Source organism: Rouxiella silvae (genome assembly GCF_002093625.1).
In the GTDB taxonomy this organism is placed as follows: domain Bacteria; phylum Pseudomonadota; class Gammaproteobacteria; order Enterobacterales; family Enterobacteriaceae; genus Rouxiella; species Rouxiella silvae.
This window is the reverse complement of sequence record NZ_MRWD01000014.1, coordinates 44,910-70,965: the sequence shown is the minus strand read 5'-3', so window position 1 is coordinate 70,965 and position 26,056 is coordinate 44,910. Positions and strand designations below refer to the sequence as shown.

The 26,056-nt window shown below is 52.4% G+C and carries 26 protein-coding genes and 1 tRNA gene; 15 read left to right on the top strand and 12 right to left on the bottom strand.

Translation table 11 applies throughout. The features are described 5' to 3' along the window. The first annotated feature begins 66 nt into the window (after positions 1-66). Together purU and BS639_RS07865 are read left to right on the top strand one after the other, a co-directional pair. Positions 67-915: a formyltetrahydrofolate deformylase gene (gene purU, locus BS639_RS07870; RefSeq protein ID WP_055770397.1), complete on the top strand. Its 849-nt coding sequence runs from the start codon at positions 67-69 to the stop codon at positions 913-915. A 215-nt stretch (positions 916-1,130) separates the two neighbouring features. Next, positions 1,131-1,215, top strand: a tRNA-Tyr gene (locus BS639_RS07865). A 60-nt stretch (positions 1,216-1,275) separates the two neighbouring features. On the opposite strand, the gene BS639_RS07860 is transcribed toward BS639_RS07865, so the two are convergent. The 6 genes from BS639_RS07860 to pspA all read right to left on the bottom strand — a co-directional run bounded on the left by BS639_RS07860 (position 1,276) and on the right by pspA (position 5,370). Next, on the bottom strand, positions 1,276-2,334 hold the full coding sequence (locus tag BS639_RS07860) for a YcjF family protein (RefSeq protein WP_055770394.1): 1,059 nt from the start codon (positions 2,332-2,334) through the stop codon (positions 1,276-1,278). Continuing rightward, positions 2,331-3,728 carry a YcjX family GTP-binding protein gene (locus tag BS639_RS07855; protein WP_084982757.1) on the bottom strand — a complete coding sequence of 466 codons (1,398 nt, stop codon included), beginning with the start codon at positions 3,726-3,728 and terminating at the stop codon, positions 2,331-2,333. The genes BS639_RS07860 and BS639_RS07855 overlap by 4 nt, the downstream gene beginning before the upstream one ends. After that, the gene (locus BS639_RS07850; RefSeq protein ID WP_084982756.1) at positions 3,709-3,954 is read right to left on the bottom strand and encodes a phage shock protein PspD; all 246 of its coding nucleotides are present in this window, start codon (positions 3,952-3,954) and stop codon (positions 3,709-3,711) included. The genes BS639_RS07855 and BS639_RS07850 overlap by 20 nt, the downstream gene beginning before the upstream one ends. Before the next feature lie 106 nt (positions 3,955-4,060). Next, on the bottom strand, positions 4,061-4,420 hold the full coding sequence (pspC, locus tag BS639_RS07845; RefSeq protein ID WP_084982761.1) for an envelope stress response membrane protein PspC: 360 nt from the start codon (positions 4,418-4,420) through the stop codon (positions 4,061-4,063). Beyond that, positions 4,420-4,647 carry an envelope stress response membrane protein PspB gene (gene pspB / locus BS639_RS07840; RefSeq protein ID WP_055770384.1) on the bottom strand — a complete coding sequence of 76 codons (228 nt, stop codon included), beginning with the start codon at positions 4,645-4,647 and terminating at the stop codon, positions 4,420-4,422. Before pspB ends, pspC begins: the two co-directional genes overlap by 1 nt. A 51-nt stretch (positions 4,648-4,698) precedes the next feature. Beyond that, positions 4,699-5,370 carry a phage shock protein PspA gene (gene pspA, locus BS639_RS07835; protein ID WP_055770381.1) on the bottom strand — a complete coding sequence of 224 codons (672 nt, stop codon included), beginning with the start codon at positions 5,368-5,370 and terminating at the stop codon, positions 4,699-4,701. A gap of 219 nt (positions 5,371-5,589) precedes the next feature. On the opposite strand from pspA, the gene pspF reads away from it, so the two are divergent. From pspF to fabV, 9 genes are all read left to right on the top strand, one after another. Then, entirely contained in the window at positions 5,590-6,603 is a 1,014-nt protein-coding gene (pspF, locus tag BS639_RS07830) for a phage shock protein operon transcriptional activator (RefSeq protein ID WP_084982755.1), read from the top strand. Between the two features lie 305 nt (positions 6,604-6,908). Beyond that, positions 6,909-8,642, top strand: coding sequence for an ABC transporter substrate-binding protein SapA (sapA, locus tag BS639_RS07825; protein WP_084982754.1), 1,734 nt, complete (start codon positions 6,909-6,911; stop codon positions 8,640-8,642). Beyond that, the gene (gene sapB, locus BS639_RS07820; protein WP_055770371.1) at positions 8,639-9,604 is read left to right on the top strand and encodes a putrescine export ABC transporter permease SapB; all 966 of its coding nucleotides are present in this window, start codon (positions 8,639-8,641) and stop codon (positions 9,602-9,604) included. The genes sapA and sapB overlap by 4 nt, the downstream gene beginning before the upstream one ends. Next, positions 9,591-10,481: a putrescine export ABC transporter permease SapC gene (gene sapC, locus BS639_RS07815; RefSeq protein WP_084982753.1), complete on the top strand. Its 891-nt coding sequence runs from the start codon at positions 9,591-9,593 to the stop codon at positions 10,479-10,481. The genes sapB and sapC overlap by 14 nt, the downstream gene beginning before the upstream one ends. Then, positions 10,481-11,473: a putrescine export ABC transporter ATP-binding protein SapD gene (sapD, locus tag BS639_RS07810; RefSeq protein WP_055770365.1), complete on the top strand. Its 993-nt coding sequence runs from the start codon at positions 10,481-10,483 to the stop codon at positions 11,471-11,473. The genes sapC and sapD overlap by 1 nt, the downstream gene beginning before the upstream one ends. Then, on the top strand, positions 11,473-12,288 hold the full coding sequence (gene sapF / locus BS639_RS07805) for a putrescine export ABC transporter ATP-binding protein SapF (RefSeq protein ID WP_055770362.1): 816 nt from the start codon (positions 11,473-11,475) through the stop codon (positions 12,286-12,288). Before sapD ends, sapF begins: the two co-directional genes overlap by 1 nt. A gap of 193 nt (positions 12,289-12,481) precedes the next feature. Next, entirely contained in the window at positions 12,482-13,660 is a 1,179-nt protein-coding gene (locus tag BS639_RS07800; RefSeq protein ID WP_084982752.1) for a CMD domain-containing protein, read from the top strand. A 563-nt stretch (positions 13,661-14,223) separates the two neighbouring features. Then, positions 14,224-15,747 carry a dipeptide/tripeptide permease DtpA gene (gene dtpA, locus BS639_RS07795; protein WP_084982751.1) on the top strand — a complete coding sequence of 508 codons (1,524 nt, stop codon included), beginning with the start codon at positions 14,224-14,226 and terminating at the stop codon, positions 15,745-15,747. A gap of 207 nt (positions 15,748-15,954) precedes the next feature. Beyond that, the gene (fabV, locus tag BS639_RS07790; RefSeq protein WP_084982750.1) at positions 15,955-17,154 is read left to right on the top strand and encodes an enoyl-ACP reductase FabV; all 1,200 of its coding nucleotides are present in this window, start codon (positions 15,955-15,957) and stop codon (positions 17,152-17,154) included. Between the two features lie 66 nt (positions 17,155-17,220). On the opposite strand, the gene BS639_RS07785 is transcribed toward fabV, so the two are convergent. Next, positions 17,221-18,228 carry an alpha/beta hydrolase gene (locus BS639_RS07785; RefSeq protein WP_084982749.1) on the bottom strand — a complete coding sequence of 336 codons (1,008 nt, stop codon included), beginning with the start codon at positions 18,226-18,228 and terminating at the stop codon, positions 17,221-17,223. Positions 18,229-18,269: 41 nt separating this feature from the next. After that, positions 18,270-19,166, bottom strand: coding sequence for an MBL fold metallo-hydrolase (locus tag BS639_RS07780; protein WP_084982748.1), 897 nt, complete (start codon positions 19,164-19,166; stop codon positions 18,270-18,272). A gap of 76 nt (positions 19,167-19,242) precedes the next feature. On the opposite strand from BS639_RS07780, the gene BS639_RS07775 reads away from it, so the two are divergent. From BS639_RS07775 to gstA, 4 genes are all read left to right on the top strand, one after another. Further along, entirely contained in the window at positions 19,243-20,178 is a 936-nt protein-coding gene (locus BS639_RS07775; RefSeq protein WP_084982747.1) for a LysR family transcriptional regulator, read from the top strand. Between the two features lie 103 nt (positions 20,179-20,281). Beyond that, complete coding sequence (locus tag BS639_RS07770) at positions 20,282-20,560, top strand: hypothetical protein (protein ID WP_055770325.1); 279 nt, start codon at positions 20,282-20,284, stop codon at positions 20,558-20,560. A 272-nt stretch (positions 20,561-20,832) separates the two neighbouring features. Further along, on the top strand, positions 20,833-21,699 hold the full coding sequence (dapA, locus tag BS639_RS07765; protein WP_055770321.1) for a 4-hydroxy-tetrahydrodipicolinate synthase: 867 nt from the start codon (positions 20,833-20,835) through the stop codon (positions 21,697-21,699). Between the two features lie 97 nt (positions 21,700-21,796). Next, positions 21,797-22,402 (top strand): glutathione transferase GstA, encoded by a 606-nt coding sequence (gene gstA / locus BS639_RS07760; protein ID WP_084982746.1) that lies wholly within the window; start codon positions 21,797-21,799, stop codon positions 22,400-22,402. 190 nt (positions 22,403-22,592) lie between these two features. Here the strand turns inward: gstA and pdxY are convergent, their stop codons facing one another. From pdxY to BS639_RS07740, 4 genes are all read right to left on the bottom strand, one after another. Then, positions 22,593-23,453, bottom strand: coding sequence for a pyridoxal kinase PdxY (gene pdxY / locus BS639_RS07755; protein WP_084982745.1), 861 nt, complete (start codon positions 23,451-23,453; stop codon positions 22,593-22,595). A gap of 100 nt (positions 23,454-23,553) precedes the next feature. Beyond that, positions 23,554-24,828, bottom strand: a complete 1,275-nt coding sequence (gene tyrS, locus BS639_RS07750; RefSeq protein ID WP_084982744.1) for a tyrosine--tRNA ligase — start codon at positions 24,826-24,828, stop codon at positions 23,554-23,556. 161 nt (positions 24,829-24,989) lie between these two features. Then, entirely contained in the window at positions 24,990-25,667 is a 678-nt protein-coding gene (pdxH, locus tag BS639_RS07745; RefSeq protein ID WP_055770309.1) for a pyridoxamine 5'-phosphate oxidase, read from the bottom strand. A gap of 33 nt (positions 25,668-25,700) precedes the next feature. Next, complete coding sequence (locus BS639_RS07740; RefSeq protein ID WP_173882074.1) at positions 25,701-26,042, bottom strand: MliC family protein; 342 nt, start codon at positions 26,040-26,042, stop codon at positions 25,701-25,703. Between the last annotated feature and the right edge of the window lie 14 nt (positions 26,043-26,056).

The following is a 26,056-nucleotide window of genomic DNA, read 5'->3' as shown; positions in this document are numbered from 1 at the left end:
GCGCCCCATAATATAGACAGATAACTTAATTTACCCCCCGATCCCTATTGGGGAGACAGGATCCAAATGTCACAACACAACATACAAACTAAAGTTCTTCGCACTATCTGCCCCGATGCGAAAGGCCTGATCGCGAAAATTACCAATATTTGCTACAAGCATGAACTGAATATCGTTCAAAACAATGAATATGTCGATCACCGCACCGGTCGCTTCTTTATGCGCACCGAGCTTGAAGGCATTTTTAACGACACGACCCTGTTGGCCGATCTCGACAGCGCGTTACCAAAAGGCTCGGTCCGTGAGCTGCAAAGTACCGACCGCCGCCGTATCGTTATTTTGGTGACAAAAGAAGCGCACTGTCTGGGCGACCTGCTGATGAAATCAGTATACGGCGGGCTGGACGTGGAGATTGCCGCCGTGATTGGTAATCATGAAACATTGAAGACGCTGGTTGAACGCTTCGATATTCCTTTCCATCTGGTGAGCCATGAAGGTCTGACCCGCGAACAGCACGACAGCGCAATGATGGAACAGATTGACAAGTATCAGCCGGATTACGTGGTTCTGGCGAAGTATATGCGCGTACTGACGCCGGGCTTCGTTCAGCACTATCCTCATCAGGTGATTAATATTCACCACTCGTTCCTGCCGGCGTTTATTGGTGCCCGTCCTTATCATCAGGCCTATGAACGCGGCGTGAAAATTATTGGCGCCACGGCGCACTACGTAAATGACAGTCTGGATGAAGGTCCAATTATCATGCAGGACGTTATTCACGTCGACCACACCTATACCGCAGACGATATGATGCGTGCAGGACGTGACGTAGAGAAAAATGTACTGAGCCGCGCTATCTATAAAGTGCTGGCACAGCGCGTATTTGTATACGGCAATCGCACGGTTATTTTGTAAGCAGAAAATGAACGCTGGCGGCTGATTTTGTTCAGTAAAACGTCCGCCAGCGCAAAAAAAAAGCATTCAACCTAATTTGTGCGTTTCAAGACTTTACAGCAGCATTTCATTTGATATGATGCGCCCCGCTTACCGCGACAAGCCACGCGGCAGGTGAACGAAAAAATGCAGTAATTGTCGTGTTTTATGAGTAATGAGAAATCCACGAATTTCGTGGTGGGGTTCCCGAGCGGCCAAAGGGAGCAGACTGTAAATCTGCCGTCATCGACTTCGAAGGTTCGAATCCTTCCCCCACCACCATCTCACTGTTGCATCCCTGCTTTATCTAAACGATCCCTGATTATTTTTTCCGCGTTATCCTCACTTAGTCTTATTCGCTTTCGTCATGGTCGATTTCAACTTACCGATTAGCTCGGTACGAAAATCCCCCAAGCGCGGTTTGTCTCCTTCCAGCCACGGCAGCGGACGACAGAGTTCCATCGTTTTAATTCCCAAACGCGCGGTCAGTAAACCGGCACCGATGCCCTGTGCCGCACGAGCTGAAAGTCGCGCCGCCAAGTCCTGAGAAATCCAGTCCATTCCCACTTCGCGTACCAGCTCTGTGGCACCGGCGAAAGCCATATTGAGCAACACCAAACGAAACAGCCGGATCCGGCTGTAATAGCCCAGCTCAATGCCATACAGCGACGCAATGCGGTTGACCAGTCGCAGGTTGCGCCAGGCAATAAAGGCCATATCAACAATAGCCAGTGGGCTGACGGCAATCATCAGCGCAGATTCGGCGGCAGAATGGCTGATTTCACGCCGTGCCTGTCCGTCCAGCACCGGCTGAACCAGTCGGGCATAGAGCTCAACCACTTCACGATCGCTGTGGGTTTCATGCAGTGATGCTTGCCAGCGTTGAAGCGCGGGGTGGCTTTGGTCCAAACCTGCCTGCCGTGCCAGTTTTTCACAAAAAGCACGGCCCTGACCCTGCGCGTGACTGTGCAGGAGGTCAGTTGCCGTATCGCGTTCGTCGGCCCGCTGACGCAGGCGGTATAAACGCCGCCACTCAGTCAGTACCGAGCCGACCCCAGCAACGACCACAAGCCCCCCCGCGGTGCAGGCTCCTAGTGCGATCCAGTTCTGCTGTATCCAGGCCTGATGCACCCACTGAATGCCCTGTCCCACCACGCTTGCGGCAAAAACCACGCCCCCGAGGCGCACCATTTTACTCCACAGGCTGCGGCGCGGTTTTAACGCACGGCTCACTACCGCTTCCGCCTGACCGTCGTCTGCCAATAACGGGTCTTCATCGGGGACGGCCAAAAAGTTTTCGGCCTGCGCGCCTTCAAAGCTTTGCGCCGCGCGCAGGGTGGGCTCTTCAGCGGCTTTAATCGTTTGTTCGAAATTGATACGCGGTTTCAGCGGCTCGCTCATCGCATTTTATCTCCCAATAAAAACTCCATCACAGCGTCCATTCTGATATGCGGCATCGGCACATCGATATTCATCTGCCGAGGACGAAAATCGTCAAAATGAAACCCCTGCTGTTCCCAGAAGGCGTTGCCCGGCAGACGTGCGGGGACTTCTCCGGGATAGACTGTCAGAGGTTGACCGTCTTCAAGGCGGTGTCCCTTAATGGCAGGTACCGACTGGCCCTGATAATCAACCAGTCCGCTTTCCGTGGCCTGCACCGAGGCCAGCCCCGCGCAATCCATACTTATGCCTTCAAAGGCGGCATTTTGCCACGCCTCTTGCACCAATTGTTGCAGCAGCGACACCAGATTGGCGTGCTGATCGCCGGTAATATGGTCGGCCTTAGTGGCAGCAAACATCAACTTGTCGATACACGGCGAAAACAACCGACGAAACAGCGTACGTTTGCCGTAATGGAAACTTTGCATCAACTGAGTCAGGGCCAGACGCATGTCATTAAACGCCTGAGGACCGCTGTTCAAGGGCTGCAAGCAATCCACCAGCACGATTTGCCGGTCAAAGCGGACGAAATGCTCTTTATAAAAGCCTTTCACAATATTGGCGCAGTAATAGTTAAAACGCTGACGGAGCATACCTAGATTGCTGTGCTTGTCGGCCTGCGCCAGTTGACTGTCACTGTACTGATGCAGCACGGGCCAAGGGAAAAATTGCAGCGCAGGCGCGCCAGCGAGGTCACCGGGTAAAACGAATCGTCCGGGCTGAATAAAATGCAGGCCTTGGTCTTTGCAGCGCACCAGATAATCAGTGTAGGCCTGCGCAATAGCCGCCAGCAGATTTTCGTCCGCCGGTGCCAAAGGGTCACACTGCTGGCACAGCGCCAGCCAAGGCGCCGCCCACTCGGCCCGCTGCCCCTGTAGCAGCGCCGCCATTTGCCGCGACCAGCTCAGATAGTCCTGCTCAAGCATGGGCAAATCCAGTAACCACTCGCCGGGATAGTCAACAATTTCGAGATACAGCGTTGAGGTATCCTTGAAATGACGCAGCAGTGAGTCATTGGAGCGAAAACGCAGCGCCAGTCTAATTTCACTGACGCCCCGCGTTGGCGTAGGCCAGGCTGGAGGCGTGCCGTAAAGCTGAGCGATGCCTTCATCGTAAGTAAATCGCGAAACGCCCAAGTCACGCTGTGGGACGCGTTTGATCCCCAGCAGTCGCTCTTCACGTACGGCGGAAAACAGCGGCAGACGTGAACCGCTGTGAACGTGGAGTAATTGATTGACTAACGAGGTAATAAAAGCCGTCTTACCACTACGGCTAAGGCCGGTAACAGCAAGACGTAAATGACGGTCTAACCCGCGGTTGACCATTGACGAGAATTCATTTTGTAGTCTTTTCATTACTCTCCCTGGCATAGCGCCCAAACACTGCGGTTAATATCCGTCTTACCAAAGGCTCTAAAAACAGGGCTAAAACATAGCGCAAAGGTCCCCTGCCTAGTACACCTAAAACTTTGGCAGCCACCCCCGCCGGAGCGAAGGTGAGCACAACCATAATGATAAATTTGAAGGCCTTCTTCAACAGGCCACTTTTGGCTGATGTTGCAACGGCTGACGCATAGCGCATAAAACTGTCCTCCTGAATAAACCGACAAAATGCAGATTTACCGTTCTTATTGAAAATTTGAAAATAGTACTGATAACGCGCAAAATTATCGCGACCTACACTGTGACTACAGGTCGCGGAAGCGGCTGCGAACCCCAAAGGTTTCGGAGGTCACATAGCGCTCCACCTGCCTCAGGCGCTGTTCGCTGGCGTTAAGCTCGCGGTCGGCCTCGGCCAGCAAATCCGCGGCGGAAACCGCATTCTCGTCGTTAAAACTCTGCGCCGGGACAGGTTCAAGCAGCCAGGCCAGCAGGAAATAGCCCACCACCGTAAACATAAACAGGCCGAAAAACAGCGACAGAACCACAATCAGGCGCAGCAGCTTGACCGGAACGCCGAAATAGTGCGCCAGCCCGGCACACACCCCTTTCAGCACACCCTCTTCTGGAACGCGGTAAAGCTTTCTTTGTGACAGCGGAGTCGGCATCATGATTGCCTCCAGCCCGGATGTTCGGCATCAAGAATTTCTTCTAACGCCTGGATCCTCTCACGCATGCGGCGCGCTTCTCCGGTAAGCTGCTGTAAATCCTGATACTCATGTTGATTCAACTGACTGCCGCTTTGCGACCGATTGCTGTAGTGCAGCCACAGCCAAATCGGCGCGACAAATAACACAAATATTGTCAGTGGAATGGCTAAAAAAAGAACGCTCATGTCTACTCCTTTAGGATCTCTTCAATAAAATGCCGTGGATGCAGAGAACTGTTATGCGTCCTTGTGAGTCTGCATTTTGGCTTTTAATGCCTCAATCTGCGCGCTGATTTCATCATCGGCTTTCAGTTCGGCAAACTGCTGGTCCAGTGATTTCTTTTTGCCAATGCTCATTGATTCAGCTTCGGCTTCCATACTATCAATGCGGCGTTCAAAATGCTCAAAGCGCGCCATGGCTTCGTCAATTTTACCGCTGTCGAGCTGACGACGCACATCGCGTGACGATGATGCGGCCTGATGACGTAAAGTTAATGCCTGTTGACGAGCGCGCGTTTCGGTCAGTTTGCTTTCAAGTTCGCCAATCTCTGACTTCATGCGGTCCAGCGTTTCGTTCACGATGGTCACTTCATGTTTGAGCGTGGTGACCAGTTCAACCAATTTCTGCTTTTCAATGAGCGCCGCGCGCGCTAAATCGTCTTTGTCTTTACGTAGAGCCAGCTCGGCTTTGTCCTGCCACTCTCTTTGCTGTGCTTCACCCTGCTCGATGCGGCGATTAAGCTGTTTCTTCTCGGCCAACGCGCGTGCTGAAGTAGAACGGACTTCCACCAGCGTGTCTTCCATTTCCTGAATCATCAGTCGCACCAACTTCTGCGGATCTTCTGCCTTATCGAGCAGCGTGTTGATGTTAGCGTTTACGATATCCGCGAAACGAGAAAAAATACCCATAATGAACATTCCTCTTTGACTTATCATTTGACCCAATAGGCCGTTAATTAAGCCACCGCTAAGCTAGCGACGGCGAGTAATCCTGTATTCGTTATTACAAGACCCGTGCCAACTTTTTAAATTTATTATCTCACTGAATAAAAACAGTTTTTTTATTCCATCTTCTGCTAGGCTTAATTCTGGACTGATTAAATTAACTAAGGGTTGGTAAAATTCACCATGACAGCCATCATTGATAACCTGCTCGGCGAAGCCAATTCATTTGTAGAAGTATTAGAACAGGTCTCGCAGCTTGCCCGTCTGAATAAACCGGTGCTGGTCACCGGCGAGCGCGGCACCGGTAAAGAGCTGATAGCACACCGCCTACACTACTTGTCCGGGCGTTGGCAGGGACCGTTTATTTCACTTAATTGCGCGGCATTAAATGAAAGCCTGCTCGACTCTGAGCTGTTTGGTCACGAGGCCGGTGCCTTTACCGGTGCGCAAAAGCGCCATCTTGGACGCTTTGAGCGCGCAGACGGTGGCACCTTATTTCTGGATGAATTGGCAACCGCGCCGATGCTGGTGCAGGAAAAATTGTTGCGGGTAATTGAATACGGGCATCTTGAGCGCGTCGGCGGCAGTCAACCGCTGCAAGTTGATGTGCGGCTAGTATGCGCCACCAACGATGATCTGCCTGCGCTGGCGGCGGCAGGAAAGTTTCGCGCCGACTTGCTCGACAGACTGGCGTTTGACGTGGTTCAACTGCCGCCGCTGCGTGAGCGCCAGCAGGATATCATGCTGTTGGCCGAGCATTTTGCCATTCAGATGTGCCGTGAACTTTCACTGCCTTTATTTCCAGGCTTTACCGAGCAGGCGCAGCAGACGCTGCTGGACTATGGCTGGCCGGGCAACGTGAGAGAGTTAAAGAACGTGGTTGAGCGCTCCATGTACCGCCACGGCAACAGCGACACCGCATTAAACAACATTGTGTTGGATCCGTTTAACCGCACGCCCTCGCCGGTCTTTAAGACGGCTGTTGCCGAGCACGGCAGTCTGACGCTTCCCCCCCTGCCGGTCGACAGTAAAGAGTGGCTCAACGGGGTTGAGAAGAATCTGATTGAACAGGCACTGAAACAGGCGAAATTTAATCAGCGACGCGCGGCCGATTTATTGGGACTGACTTATCATCAGCTGAGAGGAATATTGAAAAAGCATGGAATGCAGGTTAACGCACAAGATGATAACTCATAGAAAAGTCTGTTATTTCAGCGAATAACAGGCAAAAAAAAGCCAGCACCCGAGCTGGCCAAGTAATACTGGAAGCAATGTGAGCAATGTCGTACCGACTGTTTTACGTCCCAGGGTGGGTCGCTCCTCAGTCGGTAAAAAGATGATAATAGTTATCAGTACCATCTGTAAAGCACTTTGTTGAGAATATTTCTCATTACCGTACAGACCTTATGGCTACTCACTCAGCTATTGTTTACGCAATGCATTGGGGTGTCTTGCAGAGTGCGGTACACTTAGCGAATTGCTTACTTACATTTGAAGCCCTTATGCGTCGTTTAACTCTTTGGATGCTACTGCTTGCCGGTCTTTCCACGGCGGGTTTTGCTGCCACAATTTCCGCCGAAACGCTCCCTGCGGCGAAAGACTCTGGCGTAATAACGCATCCAGCTCCCCTGCCTGCACCAGCCAATGATATTCGCCAAAGCGGATTCGTTTACTGCGTGAACGGCATGGTGAACACCTTTAACCCGCAGAAAGTCAGTAGCGGCATAGTGATTGATACACTTGCGGCGCAGCTTTATGACCGGCTGCTGGACGTTGACCCTTACACCTATCGCCTGATACCCGAGCTTGCGCAAAGCTGGGACGTGCTCGACAACGGCGCGACCTACCGTTTTCATTTGCGCAAAGACGTGCCTTTTCAAACTACCCCGTGGTTTACCCCAACGCGCGTGATGAACGCCGATGACGTCGTGTTTAGCATCAGCCGCATCATCGATGAAAAGAACCACTATCACAGCGTTAACGGCAGCGACTATCCGTATTTCGACAGTTTACAGTTCGCCAAGACGGTGAAAAGCGTAAAGAAAATTGATAATTACACCGTCGAAATCCAGCTCAACAATCCCGATGCGTCTTTCCTGTGGCATCTTGCGACCCATTATTCGCCCGTTCTTTCCGCTGAATATGCCAATAATCTGCAAAAAAAGGGGAACGAAGAGCAGATCGACCGCCTACCGGTGGGTACTGGACCTTTCCAGCTTGACGACTATCGCGCAGGTCAATTCGTGCGACTGGCGCGCAATGGGCAGTATTGGAAAGGCGTGCCGCGCATGCAGCAGGTCGTAATAGATATGGGCGTTGGCGGCACAGGTCGTTTGTCCAAGCTGCTGACCGGCGAGTGCGATGTGCTGGCCTATCCCGCTGCCAGTCAACTTTCTATTCTGCGTGACGATCCACGCCTGCGCCTGACGCTGCGTCCTGGTATGAACGTCGCCTACTTGGCGTTTAACACCAGTAAACCGCCGCTGGACGATGTCCGCGTGCGTGAAGCAGTGGCGCTGTCCATTAACAACCAGCGTCTAATGCAGTCAATTTATTACGGCACCGCCGAGACCGCAGCCTCTGTGCTACCGCGCGCGTCGTGGGCTTACGACAGCAGTGCCAAGGTCACTGAATATAACCCTGATAAAGCGCGCCAGATCCTCGAAAGTCTGAATAAAAAGAATCTGGTGCTCCATCTGTGGGTGCCGATTATTTCACAGTCCTACAACCCCAGCCCGTTAAAAACTGCCGAGCTGATTCAGGCGGATTTAGCGCAGGTCGGGATCAAAGTGATCATCGTGCCGGTCGAGGGGCGTTTTCAGGAAGCGCGATTGATGGAGATGAATCACGACCTTACGCTCTCGGGCTGGTCTACCGACAGTAATGACCCGGACAGTTTTTTCCGTCCGGTGCTCAGCTGTGCGGCAATTCATTCGCAGACCAACTATGCTCACTGGTGTAGCCCTGAATTTGACGGCCTGCTGCATCAGGCACTGCTTTCTCAGCAGCTCTCGCAGCGCATCGACTACTACCAGCAGGCGCAAAGCATTCTCGAGAAAGAGCTGCCGGTACTGCCACTGGCGTCTTCGTTACGTCTGCAAGCCTACCGCTACGATATTAAAGGTTTAGTTTTAAGCCCGTTCGGCAATGCCTCTTTTGCTGGCGTCTATCGCGACATGAGCAAAAATAACGCTGATGGCAGCACTCAAACTCAGGCCGGGGGAAAAACACCGTGATCATCTTCATTTTGCGCCGCCTGCTGCTGCTGATTATTACCTTGTTTCTCCTCAGCCTCGTCGCATTCAGCCTGAGTTATTTTACGCCGCATGCCCCGCTACAGGGTGCCTCACTGTGGGACGCCTACCGCTTCTTCTTTAGTGGAATGGCGCAATTTGACTTTGGGGTCTCAAGCATTAACGGTGAACCCATCAGCGGTCAACTGCTTAGCGTGTTCCCGGCCACCATGGAGTTGTGTATTTTGGCCTTCGTGCTAGCGCTGATCGTCGGCATTCCTCTTGGGATAACGGCCGGCGTGATGCGCGGAAAATGGCCAGACGTCACTATTAGCACCTTGGCACTGCTCGGCTTTTCGATTCCCATTTTCTGGCTGGCACTGCTGTTGATGCTGTTCTTTTCGCTCCAACTCGGCTGGCTGCCAGTCTCAGGGCGCATTGACCTGCTTTATCAGCTAAAACCGGTGACCGGGTTTACGCTGATTGACGCCTGGCTCTCCCATTCGCCCTACCGCCATGAAATGGTAGTCAGCGCGTTGAAACACATGGTGCTGCCGATTGCCGCACTGGCGGTCGCGCCGACCACCGAAGTTATCCGCCTGATGCGCATCAGCACCGACGATGTGCTGTCAAAGAATTATGTTAAGGCGGCAGCCACTCGGGGCCTGTCGCGCTTCACTATTATTCGCCGCCACGTGCTGCACAACGCCCTGCCGCCGATTATTCCCCAGCTTGGCCTGCAGTTTTCGACCATGCTGACGCTGGCAATGATAACAGAAGTGGTGTTCAACTGGCCGGGTCTTGGCCGCTGGCTAGTCAACGCCATTCGCCAGCAGGACTACGCGGCTATTTCAGCCGGCGTGATGGTGGCCGGTTCGCTGGTTATTGTGGTCAATGTGCTCTCGGATATTTTAGGCGCGATGTTGAACCCATTGAAACACAAGGAATGGTATGCCTTCAGATAACGTTTACCGCGAAAAACAGGTGCCCAGCCCGCTGCGCTACACGTGGCATATTTTCTATCGCGATAGCCTGTCGATGATTGGCTTTTACGGCGTGATAGGGCTGATCTTCTTGTGCATTTTTGGCGGCCTGCTGGCACCTTACCAACTCGACCAGCAGTTTCTGGGGTATCAACTACTGCCGCCTTCATGGTCACGCTATGGCGACGTTTCATTCTTTTTAGGCACTGATGACCTAGGCCGCGACCTGCTAAGCCGCATTCTCAGCGGTGCGGCGCCCACCATCGGCGGTGCAATACTGGTCACTCTGGCGGCGGCATTCTGCGCGGTGATTATCGGCGTACTTGCCGGAAGCACGCGCGGCATCCGCTCGGCGGTGCTTAACCACGTGCTTGACACTTTGCTCTCTATTCCCTCTTTACTGCTGGCGATTGTAGTGGTGGCGTTTATTGGCCCCAAACTTGAGCACGCGTTTCTAGCAGTGTGGATGGCACTCCTGCCTCGCATGGCCCGCACACTGTACGTTGCCGTTCACGACGAGCTTGAAAAAGAGTATGTGGTGGCCGTTCGTCTGGACGGCGCAACCACGCTACAAATTCTGCGCTATGCGGTGCTGCCCAATATTGTGGCGGTTTTGGTAACGGAATTCACTCGCGCACTGTCAATGGCCATTATGGACATTGCCGCACTCGGATTTCTCGACCTCGGTGCGCAGCTCCCCTCCCCAGAATGGGGCGCGATGCTGGGTGACTCGCTTGAATTGGTCTATGTTGCGCCGTGGACGGTCATGCTGCCCGGCGCGGCTATTCTGATTAGTGTGCTGCTTATTAATCTGCTGGGCGATGGCATTCGTCGCGCAATTATTGCCGGGGTGAAATAATGCCGTTATTGGATATTCGCAACCTGACCATTGAATTTATGACCTCTGACGGCCCGGTCAAAGCGGTCGATCGCGTCAGTATGACCCTCAGCGCCGGCGAGGTTCGCGGGTTGGTGGGGGAATCAGGTTCGGGGAAAAGCCTGATTGCCAAAGCCATTTGCGGGGTCACCAAAGACAACTGGCGCGTCACGGCTGACCGCATGCGTTTTGACGATATTGACCTGCTGCGACTCAGCCCACGCGAACGGCGTAAGCTGATTGGTCACAATATTTCAATGATTTTTCAGGAACCGCAGTCCTGTCTAGATCCCTCTGAAAGCATTGGTCGCCAGCTAATGCAAGCCATCCCCGGCTGGACCTACAAAGGCTTATGGTATCAGCGTTTTAGATGGCGAAAACGCCGTGCAATCGAGCTACTGCACCGCGTAGGGATCAAGGATCATAAAGACATTATGGCCAGCTTCCCTTATGAGCTGACTGAGGGTGAGTGCCAAAAAGTGATGATTGCCATCGCGCTCGCCAACCAGCCACGGCTGCTCATTGCCGATGAGCCAACCAATGCCATGGAGCCGACCACGCAGGCGCAGATTTTCCGCCTGCTGGCGCGCCTTAATCAAAATAACAACACCACTATTTTGCTGATCAGCCATGATTTGCAGATGATGAGCAAGTGGGCCAATCGGGTTAACGTGCTTTACTGCGGCCAAACGGTAGAAAGTGCCCTGTGTGAGGACCTGCTGGCAGCGCCTCATCATCCTTATACACAGGCGCTAATCCGCGCGATGCCTGACTTTGGCCGTTCACTGCCGCATAAAAGTCGCCTGAACACCCTGCCTGGGGCTATCCCTTCGCTGGAACACCTGCCGATTGGCTGTAGGCTCGGGCCGCGCTGCCCGTATGCGCAGAAAAAATGTATCGAAACACCGCGCCTGCGTTTGGCGAAAACGCACGCCTATGCCTGCCACTTTCCACTTAATATGGAGGAGCAATAATGGGCGAAACGCTGCTAGAAGTGCGCAATCTGTGTAAAACCTTCCGTTATCGCACCGGCTTGTTCCGTAAAATGAACCTACAGGCGGTGAAGCCGGTCAATTTCACACTGCGACCGAAACAGACGTTAGCGATAATTGGGGAAAATGGCTCGGGTAAATCGACGCTGGCTAAAATGCTGGTCGGCATGATTGAACCCACCGGCGGTGAAATTCTGGTTGATGAGCAAAGCGTTAAGTTTGGTGATTATCGTAACCGCAGCCAACTGATACGCATGATTTTTCAGGACCCCACGACCTCGCTCAACCCGCGTCAGCGCATCGGCCAGATTCTTGAAGCACCGCTGCGCCTGACCAGTAATATGGAAGCGCAGGAGCGCGAAACGCGCATCAATCAAACGCTGCGCCAGGTGGGACTGCTGCCTGACCACGCCAATTATTACCCGCACATGCTGGCCTCCGGACAGGTGCAGCGTGTGGCGTTGGCCCGTGCGCTTATTCTACAGCCCAAGGTGATTGTTGCCGATGAAGCCCTGGCTTCACTCGACATGTCGATGCGATCGCAAATCATCAACATGATGCTCGAACTGCAAGAAAAGCAGGGCATTGCCTACATCTATGTGACACAACATCTTGGCATGATGAAGCACATTAGCGATCAAGTATTGGTGATGCACAATGGCGAAGTGGTTGAGCGCGGTAATACTGCCGAGGTGTTAGCCGCGCCGCTGCACGACTTGACTAAAAGACTGGTCGCCGGTCATTTTAGCGAAGCGCTCAATGCCGATACCTCACGGCGTGATACCAAAATTTTCTGATTTTCTCCTGGGTCATGCCATTAAGTATGACCCGCCGCCTTTCTCATCACTTTTCCGATGCCTTATCCTTTTATCGTCCTTTTTATGTTTTGCTATTCCTTTTAGCTATGATTTATCACTTAACAGTATTTTATATGGTGCACGCTATCGGCAAGGATAGAGTCTGAAATTGCCTCACGCAAAGGACTCGAAGATGGAACAACAGCGCCGGGCCGCTCTTGATGGCTGGTATCATGAAACCCAGACTAGCCAGCAGCGTCACACCCTACTGGATCCCTGTCAAACGAACGAATCCGACAGTTTTCTTTTAGGTCTCGAACAAAGGATTGAGCCTTCGTTACGCCGTTTACTGACGCAGCGCAATGGTTTACTGTTTGCCGCGCAGACTGCTTATAACAAGCTGTTTCCCAAGAACGTGTCACTTTCACGCCATCAGACACTTTCTCTCTACGATCGCCTGAGCAGTGCGCTCACTGTAGCTCAGGTCACCGGTATTCAGCCTCTGTGCACACATTTTGCCGCACGCCTTGCGCCGTTAAACTGTCCGGATGCGTCACGCGAAAGCAATATTCGCCAGACACACCTCGCGCAATACGCCAGACTGTTAGCGACTCAACCGACGCTGATTAACCGCGAGATGCTCAAACAACTCAGCGACGTCGGCCTGAGTGCGCAAGACATTGTCGTTTTCACCCAGTTGATAGGCTTTGTCAGTTTTCAGGCACGTCTGCTGGCGGTGATTAATGCACTGGCGGGTCGCCCTGCCACCGTGTTACCGGGTTTTTCGCATCCTGAAGAGGCAAAGCAGAGTGGATTCTCACTTCAACTGCGCCGCTGGCAATCATTTTTACCCGAAGTGGACTTAACCCAGGCCACGCGGGAGCAGTTGGATGTGCTGGATTTTAGCGCCCCTGACGCACGTGACTCTTCATTTTATCGTCTGTTGTTGCAGGACGCCGGTTCGCTTGAGGCGCTTTCCGCATTAACAACGCACATTATGAAGCAGCCTGGCGATGAAAAATCGGCGCTTAAAGAGTGGGCAGCGGCGGCCACCTCACGCATCAATGGCTGTCTGTACTGTGCGGGTATCCACGGCCGGTATTATCTCGAAACCGGCGGCGCCAGTGGCCATATTGATAGCCTGTTTTTGGAGCCAGAACCGCAGCATACGCCCACCGTCGAGCAAGACTCGCGGGTAAAAGCGGTTAAAACGCTGACGCAAACGCCTGAAAAATTCGATGCCTCTGCCCTGCAACTGCTGCTCGATGCGGGCTATACGCATCAGCAAACTCTCGATATTTTACTGAGCAGTGCGCTATTTAGTTGGCTGAATCGCCTGATTCAAACGCTGGGTACATCAGAACTCGCCTAACCCAACCGTTTACAGGGTTATTACAGGGTAAAGCACCCTGTAATTACCTCGTGATAGTGATCCCTTCTGTTTTCTACCGCTCTGACCGTTACATTTCTTATTTCCTATCTAAAATTTAGTGTTAAAAAGTGACGAATATCACATTACAATCATCGGCCTAAAAACGCTTGCAAAACCCCTCAAAGCACCCATTTACAAAATCCTGCAAAAAAGCGTTATCGCAGAGCTTACACTCAGCAAATTCCTATAAATTCACATCATAAATCCGATAGTTGACCAATGAGCAGCGATTATCACCACTCCATGAGTGATTGATAATTAATCAGCATATAAATTCAACTATTTAATTAAACCCAATTTTAAATACCGCATAACAATTCGATTAGAGTTTAATCAGACTGTCAGGCATAACTGTAACGGAATATGACAAAAAGCTTGCCTGAATCGTCAAGATAGTGAACATTACCCGCCGTCATACATCCTATAACTATGCTAAGAGTGCATACCTGCACGACTTATGTGCTGCCCGTCTATGAGGCAGGAAGAGATAAACAGAGGTATTCGTGTCAAAGACAAACTCAACACCGACTAAAAACGAAAGCGTCAGCATGAACGCCTTCAAACAGCCCCGCGCGTTCTACCTTATTTTTTCCATCGAATTATGGGAACGATTTGGTTACTACGGCCTGCAGGGGATCATGGCAGTCTATCTGGTCAAAATGCTTGGCCTGAGTGAAGCAGACTCCATCACCCTGTTCTCCTCTTTCAGCGCACTGGTTTATGGCTTTGTCGCCATTGGCGGATGGCTGGGAGACAAAGTGCTGGGTTCCAAACGCGTCATTATTCTCGGCGCTCTGGTGCTGGCGCTGGGCTATGCTCAGGTCGCTTATTCCGGTCACGATATTTTCTGGGTCTACATGGGTATGGCGACCATCGCCGTGGGCAGTGGCCTGTTTAAAGCAAATCCATCCTCTTTGCTTTCAACCTGCTACGAGAAAGATGACCCGCGTCTCGACGGCGCTTTCACCATGTACTACATGTCGGTGAACATCGGCTCCTTCTTCTCCATGCTGGCAACCCCGTATCTGGCGGCCAAGTACGGCTGGAGCGTAGCGTTCTCCCTGAGCGTTGTAGGCATGCTTATCACCTTGGTGAACTTCATGTTCTGCCGCCGCTGGGTAAAAGACCACGGCTCAAAACCTGACTTCAAGCCGGTAAACTACGGCAAACTGTTAATGGTTGTCGTTGGCGTGGTGGCTCTGGTGGCTATTTCCAGCTTCTTGTTGCACAACCAGTCAATTGCTCGCTGGGCGCTGGCGGTGGTTTCAGTGTGCATCATCTTTATCTTCGGTAAAGAAACCTTCGGCCTGCAAGGCCTTGCGCGTCGCAAAATGATCGTGGCGTTCCTGCTGATGCTCGAAGCCATTGTGTTCTTCGTGCTTTACAGTCAGATGCCAACGTCGCTGAACTTCTTTGCGATCCACAACGTGAACAATCACCTGCTGGGTATCGATTTCCAGCCTGAACAGTACCAAGCGCTTAACCCGTTCTGGATCATGGTTGCCAGCCCGATTTTGGCCGCCGTTTATGCCAAACTGGGTAACCGCATGCCGATGCCACACAAGTTTGCGATTGGTATGGTGCTGTGTTCACTGGCCTTCCTGGTTCTGCCGTGGGGTGCAAGCTTCGCCAATGAAGCCGGTATTGTTTCAGTAAACTGGCTGGTGCTGAGCTATGCGCTGCAAAGTATTGGTGAGCTGATGATCTCGGGTCTGGGTCTGGCGATGGTGGCACAGCTGGTTCCGCAGCGTCTGATGGGCTTTATCATGGGTTCATGGTATTTAACCACCGCTGCCGCGGCGATTATTGCCGGTAAAGTGGCCGCGCTGACCGCCGTCCCTTCCGACATCAACGATGCGCATGCGTCACTGGCCATTTACAGCCACGTGTTTATGCAAATTGGTATCGTGACCGGCGTGATTGCTCTTTTGATGCTGCTGACGGCCTCCAAGCTGCATCGCATGACGCTTGACCGCGTTAGCGATGATAAAGAGCCACAGCCTAAAGCCGCATTATCCCAGTCCTGATACTGCCGATAATGTGTAATTACCCCGCCCCGCATTGGCGGCGGGGTTTATCGAAATGTTTATTTCTTATCCTCTTTTCCCCTGACCGCCCTCTTCGCAGCAAATTAATCCGCACATTTCGCTCACATACAAAAGCAGAGTCTTAAGGTTGTCGCGAAAATAAGGTAATATTACCCTCCATTAATAACCAACAAGATAAGCCTTGTCATGATTATCAAACCTAAAATTCGTGGTTTTATCTGTACGACCACTCACCCAATCGGCTGTGAAGCCAACGTGCGTGAGCAAATTGCATACGTGAAAGCGCAAGGCAAACTGAAAGACGGGCCAAAACGCGTCCTGGTCATTGGTGCCTCCACTGGTTATGGGCTTGCCTCAAGAATTAACGCCGCGTTTGGTGCAGATGCTGCCACCATTGGGGTGTTCTTCGAAAAACCGGGCAGCGAAAGCAAAACAGGTTCGGCTGGCTGGTACAACTCTGCGGCTTTCGATAAAGCGGCAAAAGAAGAAGGCTTGTACTCAAAAAGCATTAACGGCGACGCGTTCTCCAACGAATGCCGCGATACCGTGATCAAACTGATTAAAGAAGACCTGGGTCAAATCGACCTGGTGGTTTATTCATTGGCTTCTCCAGTGCGTAAACTGCCTGATTCAGGCGAGCTGGTGCGTTCTGCGCTCAAGCCAATTGGCGAGCCGTATGAGTCAACCGCGCTGGACACCAACAAAGACAAACTTGTCAGCGCCGTGGTTGAGCCGGCCAACGAGCAGGAAATCGCCGACACCATTCAGGTAATGGGTGGTCAGGACTGGGAACTGTGGATGAATGCCCTCGCCGACGCTGGCGTGCTGGCCGACAACGCTAAGTCCGTGGCTTATTCCTACATTGGTACCGAACTGACTTGGCCAATCTACTGGCACGGTACGCTGGGCAAAGCGAAAGAAGATCTCGATCGCGCGGCTCAGGCTATCGACAGCAGACTGAAAGCCAAAGGCGGTTCTGCCAACGTGGCCGTGCTGAAATCAGTGGTTACTCAGGCTTCTGCCGCTATTCCTGTTATGCCGCTTTATATCTCTATCGCTTTCAAAATCATGAAAGAGCAAGGTATTCACGAAGGCACTATCGAGCAGATCCAGCGTCTTTTCGCGACCAAGCTTTACAACAACTCAGTGCCGGAAACCGACGAGAAAAACCGTCTGCGCCTCGACGACTGGGAACTGCGCGACGAAGTTCAGAAAACCTGTGGCGTTATCTGGTCTCAGCTCAATGATGACAACATCTATCAGCTGACCGATTATCAGGGTTACAAAGATGAGTTCCTGCGTCTGTTTGGTTTCGGACTGAAAGGCGTTGATTACGACGCCGACGTCAGCGCCGAAGCTAAATTCGACGTGATTGAACTGGTCTGATAGTTCACATCCACTACGGTGGGTAAGATGAGAAGGGGGAACATAATCATTATGTTCCCCCTTTTTTTATTCTTCCGGCTCTTGCCGCAGATAAAAGTCACTCACCGCACGATAAGCCTGAAGGCGATTTTTCTCCATCAGCATCATGTGGGTACTTTCACCGATTTCGACCCAGCGTCTGACGGGTGCCCGAGTGAATGAGGTGAAATAATCACTCATTATGCGCAGCGGCACATCGGCATCCCATTCACCGTGCACCAACAGCACCGGACGGGTGACGTCCTGCGGTCGATAAAATGGCTTGCCTACCGCCCAGAAGTTACGCACGTCCTGAACCGGACCGTTCACCGCGCGCAAAACGGCAGGCGTTGAATTCTGGCTCTGCGGATCCTCCGCCAGCGTTTGTGCCGCCCAAGCCTCAAACCAGCCCTCGGGGATCAACCCATCGCGATGCTCCGCCGGCGCGGCGGCCAGCCAGTTGGCTTTACCCTGCGAAACGGGAATAAGCCGATACGCACCGATTTTACCGCCGTTATCGATGCGCATCGGCCCCGAGTTAAGCCACTGCGGTGCCAGCACCACCAGCTTATTAACCTTGTCGTTATAGCGGCTGGTAAAAGCACCCGCCACGCTGCCACCCCACGACATGCCAAAGATTTGCACTCGCTCGAGTTGATGCTTTTCCCTCACCCAATCAACCACCTGATTGAGGTCACGGATGCCAATTTCTGTACCGCACAGCGGCAGATTGTCTTCGGCTGGCAGGGACATTTCAGATGGACGGGTTGAATGGCCGTATCCACGTACGTCCAGCGCATAAACGCTCAGCCCGCTCAGTGCCAAATAGTCAATGAAAGACATGCCGTTATAGCGTACGTCATACAGGCTTCCGGACGAATAGCTCGCGCCATGAACCATCACCAGCGTATTATCGGCATTGAACGTCTCAAGGTCAGCCAGACGACGATGGCGTAAATGCAATGAGATCCCCGGCGTATCACTGTCGAGGGTAAAACGATCGCTAACCAGTGAATCAACGTCAGGCCGTATCGCCGTTGAGTAAGTCTGTGTCATTTTTCCTCCAAATAGTCTTTATGTTCAATAGGATAAAGTTGTTAACGGTACTGCCAACTGAACTGTTCGTCTTCTCGATACACCCGGCCTACCGACGTACCGGCAAAGTGGGTGCTAAACCACAAGGCACCGCTGTCGGCGGCATATTCAAGCCCCCAACGCCGTGAAGCCGAGGCCTGTGCGGGAAATTCGCAGTAGCGGGTGTTCCATTCGGTGTTGTAAACCTGCAGTGGGTGATGCATCAAATCACCAGCAAAAAACGCCACGTCGCCGCCAGACTCAATGCTTATCGACATATGGTCGATGCTGTGACCCGGCGTGGGAATAAAGCGCACGCCGTTAAGCACTTCACCGCCCTCTTTGCCGATGAGTTTGGCCACACCGGCCTCGATCAGGGGAAAAATACTGTCTTCGTAAACACCGAGGCTCGTACGGTTAACCTCGTTGTGGCTGGCGCTGCTGGCGTAGTAGCGGGCCTCAATGGCAGAAAACAGGTAGGTCGCATTGGGGAACGTAGGCAGCCATTTGCCGTCAACCCGTTGTGTATTCCAGCCCACGTGGTCAACGTGTAAATGGGTTAACAACACATAGTCAATTGACTCTGGCGACACGCCAAGACTGGCAAGCCGAGTCAAAAAATCGGTATTCAGATGATGAAAAATGGGCGCATTAGGCCGCTCCTTTTCATTTCCCGATCCTGCGTCAATAAGCAACGTATACTCGGGCGACTGCACCAGCCAGCTGTGAATGCTCTGTATCAGGTGTTCGCCGTCGGCCTGCAAGTCATGCTCCGTTGACTTGTCGCGATAGGCTGCGAACTGCTCGGCATCAAAATTTTGGTTAAACAACTCTTGTGGTGATCCTCCCTGCAAACTCATTTCAGAAATACGGGTAATGCGTAAATCTCCGACCCGATAGGACAATAACGATTCGATCATGAGGGTTGCCTTCACTTGTTTTGTTAGTGAAAGCATCGTATAAATAACCCACTCATTACTCAAATCGATGCTAATCATGACCACTATCGACCATTTCAATTTACGTAATTTTGACCTCAACCTGCTGATTGCTTTTGATGCCATGATGGAAGAGTTAAATGTGACCCGCGCCGCAGCACGCCTGAAGATCCAGCAGCCTGCAATGAGTCATTCGTTGAAAACGCTGCGTATGTTATTTGGCGATCCGCTGTTTGTCCGCGTTGGGCAAAGTATGCAGCCTACTAGCCGCGCGCGAAGCCTCAGCCTGCGTATTCGGCCCGTGCTGCAAAAAGCCGAAGATGCGCTGGCGTTCACCGAAGAATTTGATGCCACCACGGCTCAACGCCTGTTTCGCATCGGCTGTTCCAGTGAACTGGCGGTGCATCTGCTGCCGATGCTGATGGTCGACTTGCAGCGTAATGCGCCCGGACTCAAGATTGTTGCCCGCCACGTGGAGCGTAAAAATATCAGGGCGGTTCTCGACAGTGGCGAAATAGACCTGGCGGTTGGCTGCTTTGGCGAACAGGGCCAGTGGCACAGCAGTGAAGCACTTTTTAACGAACAGCTCACCTGCTGTTTTAATCCCAAGTTATTGCCGTTTAGCGCACCCATTGGCCGACAGGACTACCTCACCCAACCTCATGCGCTGATATCGTTTAACGAAACGCTGATGGGATGTATTGAAGGGGCATTTAACCGCGCCGGTGCCACCTTGAATGCCATTTTTGCGGCACCGAACTTTCTCACGCTGCTGTCATTTGCCGAACATTCGCCGGTGCTGGTGACACTGCCGAAAAGAATTGCCCAGCGCTACAGTGCAGCATTTAATCTCGCGTGCAGCCCGGTACCGTTAGAATTAGAGGAGTTTCCGAATGTCCTGGTGTGGCCCGCTCATGCCGATAGCGATCCGGCCATCATGTGGCTACGCGACAAGATAAGCTGTGTGATTAAAACTATTGAAACCACTCTGTAAGCTTTTTTGACAAAAGCTGCGGAAATTTTGCATTACGGCCCAGTATTTGCTTATTCGTTTTGTTATATTTAATTCACAACCTACGTTCACCAGGAATGCCATCATGGAAAAACGAAAAGTCCTGGATGAAGGACGTCAGCTAAAACGCCTTAATGCAGAAACCCGCAAGCTCTCGCACGTCCATAAATGGTTTGCCATTGTCGCCGCGCTTGACTGCATGCTGGTATTTTTCTACGACCGTGATATGCGCAATATCATTTTCTCCGGCGGCGTTTGCATCGTTTGCACCTACCTGTGGCTGGAAGGCCGCATGAAATCGCGTGCCTACCGCCGTGAGTACCGCGAAAAACACGCGAATCCTCCTGCCCCACCTCCGCTCTAACGTGCCGGTCTGATTCTGGATACCGTCCTGCGCCACAGCACACACGTTTATCCCCTCTGAAGCCAGAAAGAACAGGGTTCAAAAAGCGCTGTAAAAAGCGTCATTATTAGCGCCATCAATAATGCTCGCGGCCTTATTAAATCATTCCATTAGCCGAGGCAGGGTTTTTACCGCAGACTCTTTGTAAGCTGGAAAACGGCAACTTATGAATAGGTTTTGAAAGCCTTCCCCCTACACTTTTTTGGGTGACCTTCGGGTCATGCGTATAAATTATGTCAACATTTTCTGGTATTTGGGTTCCGCTAGTGACACCTTTCAATCAGGGCGAAATTGATTTCCCCGCGCTGTCGTCTTTGTGTCATCACGTGATGAAACAGGGCGTGGCGGGCGTTGTGGTGTGCGGCACCACGGGTGAAGCGCCCATGCTCAGCGACGAAGAACAGTTGCAGGTGCTCGACGTCGTCCTTAGCGTCGTGCCCGGCGAAAAAGTCATGATGGGCCTTTCAGGCACCCACTTGCCAAGCGTACTGGCGATGCAACAGGCCATTACCCAGCGTCCAATTGCCGCTATTTTACTGCCTGCGCCCTACTATATTCGTCCTTCACAGGCCGCGCTCGAAGTGTGGTTTACTGAACTGGCCGACAAGTCCAGCGTGCCTATCGTGGTGTATAACGTGCCTTATCGTACCGGCATCCACCTTGAGCTGGAGACGCTGCGACGCCTGGCCAAACACCCGCGCATTGTGGCTATTAAAGACTGCGGCGGCAGCCATGATCTCACCTGTTCGCTTATCGCCGACGGCGAGCTTGATGTGATGTCGGGCGAAGACGGGCAGATTCTCTCTACACTGTGCATGGGCGGCACGGGGGCTATCGCAGCCTCGTCGCATATTTTCCCGGAAAAGTTTGTGGCCTTGGTGAAACAGGTTGAAGCGGGAGATTTAGCCGCGGCGCGCAAAAATTTCTTTGAACTCATGCCGATGATCCGCCTGATGTTCTCTGCCCCCAACCCGGCGGCAATTAAATTTGCGCTGTCGCTCGACGGGATGATGAAAAACGAACTGCGTGCGCCGCTGCTTCCCGCGCCAGTCAACGTTGAAGAAGCCGTTAAGGATTATCTCAACAGCGTCAGCAGATAGCGTATAATATAAACAATCGCCTCTTATTTACGATTTAGTTCCTGACAATTGCCTTGCTCCCCACTAGGATAGGGCCAACTTATCAGACGGAGTTTGTATGAAACTTTATTATAAACCAGGTGCTTGTTCGCTTTCTCCTCACATCGTTTTACGTGAGGCCGGTATTGATTTCACTATTACCCGCGTTGATTTGGCCACCAAAAAAACCGAGCACGGTGATGACTTCTTCGAGGTCAATCCTAAGGGACAAATTCCGACACTGTTGCTTGATGATGGCACCATCCTGACCGAAGGCGTGGCGATTGTTCAGTACATTGCGGATCAGAAACCTGACCGCCAACTGCTGCCGGAAGTGGGTTCGCTGGCGCGCTATCATGCACTTGAGTGGCTCAACTACGTGGCGACCGAACTGCATAAAGGCTTTAGCCCGCTGTTCAATCCTAAAACGCCTGATGAGTTTAAAGTCGTGACCCGCGAAGCACTCGACAAAAAATTTGCCTACGTTAATTCTTCATTGAAAGGTAAGCAGTTCCTGCTCGGTAACCGCTTTAGCGTGGCCGATGCTTATCTGTTTACGGTCATGGGTTGGGCAAAAGCGTTGAAATTTGACCTGTCTGCACTCAGTGATCTGAATGAGTATCTTGACCGCGTAGCATCACGCCCAGCGGTTGACGCCGCCTTGGTGGCTGAAGGCCTAAAATAAAGGTTAGTCCCTTCCCCGTACCAAGGTGTACTGCAATAGATTAGCGGTGTATCCCCTTCCCCCGCTTGCGGGGGAAGGCTGTGATGGGGGGCAAGCGGCTGAGTTTTATCTAATTCGTAAACTCCCCCCTCCTCCTGTTTTCACCCATTCAATGTCCCCATCAACCAATGAAAATCAGCCAGGGTTTAGCCTAAAGCTTAACCGCCGGGAAGTGATGACTCGGATTAACAATCTTGTCCTGCGCAGCCACAACCTGAAGCTCATATTCACCCATTGAATGAGTTGCCAGCATCACTTCATAGACTGCGGCCGTCACGTGCTCTAAGGCTTTATCCAGCGCCTCGCCTTTCAGGAGGTCCACCAGCAGCAGCCCACTGGTTAAATCGCCTACGCCAACTGGCTGACGCACGCCAAAATCAACTAACGGGCGATGAATGTGCCACGCCTCATCGGCGGTGACCAGCAGCATTTCAAAACGATCGCTGTGATATCCGGCGCGACTCAGATGCTTGATAAGCACCACTTTTGGCCCTTTGGCGATCAGTTCACGCGCCGCCGCCACCGATTCTTCAACGTTGCTGACTGTATGGCCGCTGAGCATTTCCAGCTCTAACAGGTTTGGTGCAATAATATCGCAGTTAACCAATGCCAGCTTGCAGTGAAACTCGGCCACGCCAGGGGCAACGATACAGCCCTTTTCAGGGTGTCCCATTACTGGGTCACAAAAATACCACGCGTTCGGATTCGTCTCCTTTACCTGTTTAACGATCTGAAGAATGTGTTCACCCTGCTCTGCAGAACCGATGTATCCACTGAGCACCGCATCGCAATCTTTTAAACGGTTAATTTCGGCGATTCCGCGCGCAATATCAGTCAGATGACTGGCTGGCATCACGCAGCCGGTCCAGTGGCCGTACTGTGTATGGTTGGAGAACTGTACGGTATTCAGCGGCCAAACGTTTGCGCCCATGCGGCGCATAGGAAATTCTGCCGCGCTGTTGCCTGCGTGGCCAAAAACAGTGTGGGATTGAATCGAGAGAATATTTTTCATGCTGGGTCCGATGCCGACGTCATCAGCAATGATGGCGCAACGGGTAAGTGATATAACCCACGGGCGCAGAGGTTTAGCGCCCGTGAGTGGATTCAGTGAATTATTTCCAGACTGCCAGGCAGTAGTTTTTCTTGCCGCGACGCAGCAGCGTATAGCGGTCAAACAGACGATCGTTGGCGCTGAATTTATATTCAGGGTCAGCCTGTTTTTCGCCGTTGACTACCACCGCATTGGATGAGATAGCGGTACGAGCACGGCCTCGGGAAGGCTCCAGCTCGGAGGTAACCAGTGCATGCTGCAAGTCAACTTCACCCTCCAGCTCGATGGTTGGCATGCCGTCCTGCGCCAGTTGGGCGAAGTCAGCCTCGGTCATGTCGCTCAGTGAACCAGAGAACAGGCTCGCGGTAATACGACGTGCCGCCGCCAGGCCCTCCTCCCCGTGCACCATGCCAGTAACCAGTTCGGCCAGCACGTACTGCGCGCGCGGTGCCTTACCGCTGTTTTTGTCTTCTTCTTCCAGCGCGTTAATGTCTTCGAGGCTCATGAACGTGAAGAATTTCAGGAAGCGGTAAACGTCGGCATCGGCGGTATTAACCCAGAACTGATAGAATTTGTACGGGCTGGTTTTCTTCGGATCCAACCACACTGCGCCGCCTTCGGTTTTACCAAACTTGGTGCCGTCGGCCTTGGTGATAAGCGGTACTGTCAGGCCAAAGACCTGCTTTTGGTGCAGACGGCGGGTCAGGTCAATCCCTGAGGTGATGTTACCCCACTGGTCGGAGCCACCAATTTGCAGCTCAACCTGATGCAGGTCATACAGAGAAGAGAAATCGTAGCCTTGCAGCAGGTTGTAGGAGAATTCAGTGAAGGAGATGCCGCTGTCGTCACGGTTAAGGCGCTGCTTCACCGCTTCTTTGTTAATCATCTGATTCACAGAGAAATGCTTGCCGATATCACGCAGGAAAGTCAGCACGTTCATGCCGCCAAACCAGTCGTAGTTGTTGGCAGTAATGGCGCTGTTCTCACCACAGCTAAAGTCCAGGAATGGCGAAACCTGCTGACGGATTTTTTCAACCCACTCATTGACGGTTTCGTTAGTATTCAGCTTACGTTCGCTGGCTTTAAAGCTTGGGTCGCCAATCAGGCCCGTTGCTCCCCCGACCAGAGCCACAGGCTTGTGGCCGTCGAGCTGGAAGCGTTTCAGGCACAGCAAAGGCACCAGATGGCCCAAATGCAGACTATCGGCGGTAGGATCGAAACCGCAATAGAGTGCAATTGGCCCTTGCGCCAGTCGCTCCGCTAACGCTTTTTCGTCCGTAACCTGGGCAATTAACCCACGCTCCTGCAATTGTTGAATCAAGTTGCTGCTGGCCATCAAAAACTCCATCAATTCTGGGAAATTGTTTATCGAAATTATTAGTGCAAAAAAATGCGCCGACACCCTCTGCGGAGAGTATCCACGCGTTTGTCACGTAGGAGACATAGAATAAAGCGCTCGCGAGGCAAGCGCTAGGTTTTCAGACAACTTTTAGCGGCTTAAGGGGCAAGACGGTCTATTTTCCAACCCGTTGTCGGGGAATTGACGTCACTGGCGCCTTCGCGCTGATAAATAAAGCGGTCATGCAGGCGGTGTTCACCTCCCTGCCAGAACTCCATTGAGTCAAATTTAACGCGAAAACCGCCCCAGAAGCTCGGCAACGGCACCTCGCCCTGGCTGAATTTCTGCTTAAGCTCAAGGAATTTGCTTTCAAGAATTCCGCGCGCGGAGATGCGCGTAGACTGCTGGGAAACCCAGGCGCCAATCTGACTGTCTTTTGGACGACTGGTGAAATACTTCATAACGTCCAACGTCGGTAAACGCTCGGCCTGACCCAAAACGATAACCTGACGGTCAAGCATGTGCCACGGGAAAAGCAGGCTGATGCGCGGATTCACCGCCAACTGCTGGGCCTTACGACTGCCTAGGTTGGTAAAGAACACCATTCCTTTTTCATCAAAGTGCTTGAGTAGCACGATGCGTTGATAAGGCTGACCGTTTTCATCCACCGTCGCCACGCACATGGCGGTCGGGTCAGGCAGCTTGGCCTCGCACGCCTGCTTGAGCCACAGCTCAAACAGCGGCAGCGGCTCAGCCGTCAGATCTTTGCGGCGCAGACCACCGCGAATATATTCACGTCGCAAATCGGCGACATCAAATTCACTATTTTCAGCCATATAGAGTCAACACACAGTAATGAATGGATGCGTTTATTTTGCTCCACTGTTCAACAGATCACAATCATTGATGATGACGTCATCACCACGCTGCACCAGTGCCGCATTCCCTTTAGACCAGAAAGTATAATGACCGTCACTGTAGCGCGTGCCTGAGGCCGCCACTACCTGCGGCAAGTGCAGTTGAATGCCGTCGAGCACCAGTGAAACCTCACGCGCCGGTTTATCAAGCGTGACGGTCAGCGGTGTGGTGCCGCAGCTATAGTGAAGTACGGTGTTGTCAGACTGTGCGGGTTTATTATGGTCCATCAGGCTACAGCCCGAGAGCGCAACTCCCGTCAGCGCCAGCAGCGCCGTTTTTATTTTTATGTCCATAGACTTTTTCCCCT